This window comes from Ilumatobacter nonamiensis YM16-303 (genome assembly GCF_000350145.1).
Lineage (GTDB): Bacteria > Actinomycetota > Acidimicrobiia > Acidimicrobiales > Ilumatobacteraceae > Ilumatobacter_A > Ilumatobacter_A nonamiensis.
Genome location: NZ_BAOL01000282.1, coordinates 1 through 2,273, shown reverse-complemented (window position 1 = coordinate 2,273; position 2,273 = coordinate 1). Strand labels below are relative to the sequence as shown.

Below are 2,273 nucleotides of genomic sequence, written 5' to 3'. Positions count from 1 at the left end.
CTCCGTGCGCGAACTGTTCACGAGAACGGCGGGTGGTGCGCGGAGTCAGAGCGGTTGATTCAGCTCGATCAGGTTGCCGGTCGGGTCGTGGAAGAACGCTTGGCGGCAGACGTCGTCGACCCGCTTGGGGTCGCTGACCTCCACACCGTGCGCGGCGAGGTGAGCCACCGCCGCATCGATGTCGTCGACTCCGAGCGCGAAGTGCTGCCCGTCCGGCGGGACGAACTCGTCCACTTCGAGGAGGTGGATCTGCTGGTCACCGGCCTGGAGCCAGGCGCCATCGAACGGGAAGTCCGGTCGATCGTCGCGCACGCTGAGCCCGAGCACGTCGACGTAGAACCGGATCGATTCCGTCGCGTCAGTGACGTTGAGCGACACGTGGTGGACACCGCGATTGAACATGGGTCCACGGTACGCGTCGCCAATCGGATCCGCGACCGCCGGTTGGTCGTCTACCGTTGAGGTCATGGCAGCGATCACCGACGAGAAGTACGTGGCACTGACCACGTTCAAGAAGGACGGCACCGCCAAGACGTTGCCGGTGTGGATCGCCGACTTCGGCGGCGGTCAGGTCGGCTTCACCACGTCGTCGAGCAGCTACAAGGTGAAGCGGATCGCCAACGATCCGCGCGTGACCTTGCAGCCCTCCGATCACAAGGGCAACGTGAAGGACGGCTCCGAGGCGGTGACCGGCACGGCCGAGGTGAGGACCGGCCCGGAGTTCGAGCCCTACAAGGCAGTGGTCAAGAAGAAGTACGGCTTCCAGTACACGGCGATGGGCCTCGTCGGGAAGTTCATGAGCCTGATCGGCAAAGGGTCGGGCACCGACTCCGCGGTCGTGATCACCCTCGACTGACGGGTCCTCCGATCGGATCGATCAGCCGGCGTCGGAACTGCTCAGCTCGATGCTGCGTCGAGATCCTCGAGAACCTTCTTTGCCACGGCCGAGCTCTGCAGCTCCAGGTCGGTGCATTCGCGCAGGGCGGCCAGGGCCCCAGCATCAGTGATCGATCCCGAGATGCGAACCCACGCCTGGGAACCCTGGATCTCTGCTTCGGACTGCAGGTAGAGCTGGTCGCGCACCGAGTACGGCGCGAACACGTCGTAGTACAGCGCCACCGCCGCGGGAAGCGCTGCGTCGATCTCGGCTCGAGCTTCGTCACCGATCGGGAACAGACCGGTCACGATGTCGGCGATGCGGTCTTCGCTCGCTGCGCACCCCAACAGCGCCTCGGAGTGGTCCGGCAACCGCTCGGCCCACTCGCGGTAGCGATCGGCAGCCGAGCGCTCCAGACCTGCGAGGAAGGCGGGCTGCGATTCGGCCGGAACCGACTGGATGTGATCGCGCAGCAGCGCACCGAACTGGGGGACGTCTGGATCTGTCGCCATCGAGCGAGTCTCGCGTGCCGTCGTGAGCGAACTCGTTGTCGAGACGGAAGAACCATCCGGTGTCAGACACCGGATGGTCGCACCGTCAGACGGGTTCGGGGCGCGCGCCGGGATCGGGCGAGTGCGTGCGCGTCTTCTTCAACTCGAAGAAGCCGTCGATCTCCATCATCGCGATCAACGCGTCCCACATGACGAGGCTGTCCTCGGTCGACGGGATCTTCGTGATCACCGGTCCGAAGTAGCCGACACGCTCACCTCGTGAGTTCTCGGTGGCGATGATCGGCGTACCCACGTCGTCGCCGACGAGCGAGAGGCCGTCGTCCATCCGGGTGCGGATCTCCTTGTCCCACGACTCGTCGTCGGCAGCGTCGGCGAGTGACGGGTCGAGGCCGACGGTCGTCAGTGCGTCCGCGATCTCGAAGTCGAGGTCCGAGTCGTGATGGATGCGTGAACCCATCTCCCAGTACAGCTTGAACACGTCGTGGTTTCCGGCTTCGGACGTATCCGCAGCGGCGCGAGCCGCCTCGAGCACCCGCAGCATCCGGTGGGTCGTGTTCACCGGTCCGAAGTAGTCGGAGTCCTCCGGTGGCTCGTTCTTGAACAGCAAGCTGATCGGCTGCCACGTGATGTCGAGATCACGGTGCGGTGCGACTTCGTCGACGACCCAACGGGCCGTTGCCCAGCAGAACGGTCAAATCGGGTCGATCCAGAACTCGATGTTCTTGCGCTGGTCCGAGGTCGTGTTCATGGGAGCCTTTCGTCGGGCGATTGCGGTGTGGGGGACTGGTCGGGGTTACCCGTGATCGGTGCGGTCTACACGCCGGCGGGCCGTGACTCGCCCACGCCACTCCCGTGTTCTCGTGAACAGTTCGCGCACGGAGCGC

At 65.1% G+C, this 2,273-nt stretch carries 3 protein-coding genes and 1 pseudogene; 1 reads left to right on the top strand and 3 read right to left on the bottom strand.

The genetic code is table 11. From position 1 onward, the window contains the following. Positions 1-45 precede the first annotated feature (45 nt). The gene (locus tag ON45_RS19680; RefSeq protein ID WP_040496331.1) at positions 46-402 is read right to left on the bottom strand and encodes a VOC family protein; all 357 of its coding nucleotides are present in this window, start codon (positions 400-402) and stop codon (positions 46-48) included. A gap of 64 nt (positions 403-466) precedes the next feature. Here ON45_RS19680 and ON45_RS19675 point away from each other — a divergent pair, with 64 nt between their 5' ends. Next, positions 467-856 (top strand): PPOX class F420-dependent oxidoreductase, encoded by a 390-nt coding sequence (locus ON45_RS19675; RefSeq protein WP_040496330.1) that lies wholly within the window; start codon positions 467-469, stop codon positions 854-856. Positions 857-897: 41 nt separating this feature from the next. Here the strand turns inward: ON45_RS19675 and ON45_RS19670 are convergent, their stop codons facing one another. Beyond that, on the bottom strand, positions 898-1,389 hold the full coding sequence (locus tag ON45_RS19670; protein WP_040496328.1) for a hypothetical protein: 492 nt from the start codon (positions 1,387-1,389) through the stop codon (positions 898-900). Positions 1,390-1,474: 85 nt separating this feature from the next. Continuing rightward, a pseudogene (locus ON45_RS19665) lies at positions 1,475-2,068 on the bottom strand (mycothiol-dependent nitroreductase Rv2466c family protein); the annotation flags it as partial. Positions 2,069-2,273 lie beyond the last annotated feature (205 nt).

What these genes read in the sequence shown, in the direction of transcription:
- ON45_RS19675 (WP_040496330.1), top strand. Translation starts at nt 467, where the DNA reads ATGGCAGCGATCACCGACGAGAAGTACGTGGCACTGACCACGTTCAAG.
- ON45_RS19680 (WP_040496331.1), bottom strand. Translation starts at nt 402, where the DNA reads ATGTTCAATCGCGGTGTCCACCACGTGTCGCTCAACGTCACTGACGCG.
- ON45_RS19670 (WP_040496328.1), bottom strand. Translation starts at nt 1,389, where the DNA reads ATGGCGACAGATCCAGACGTCCCCCAGTTCGGTGCGCTGCTGCGCGAT.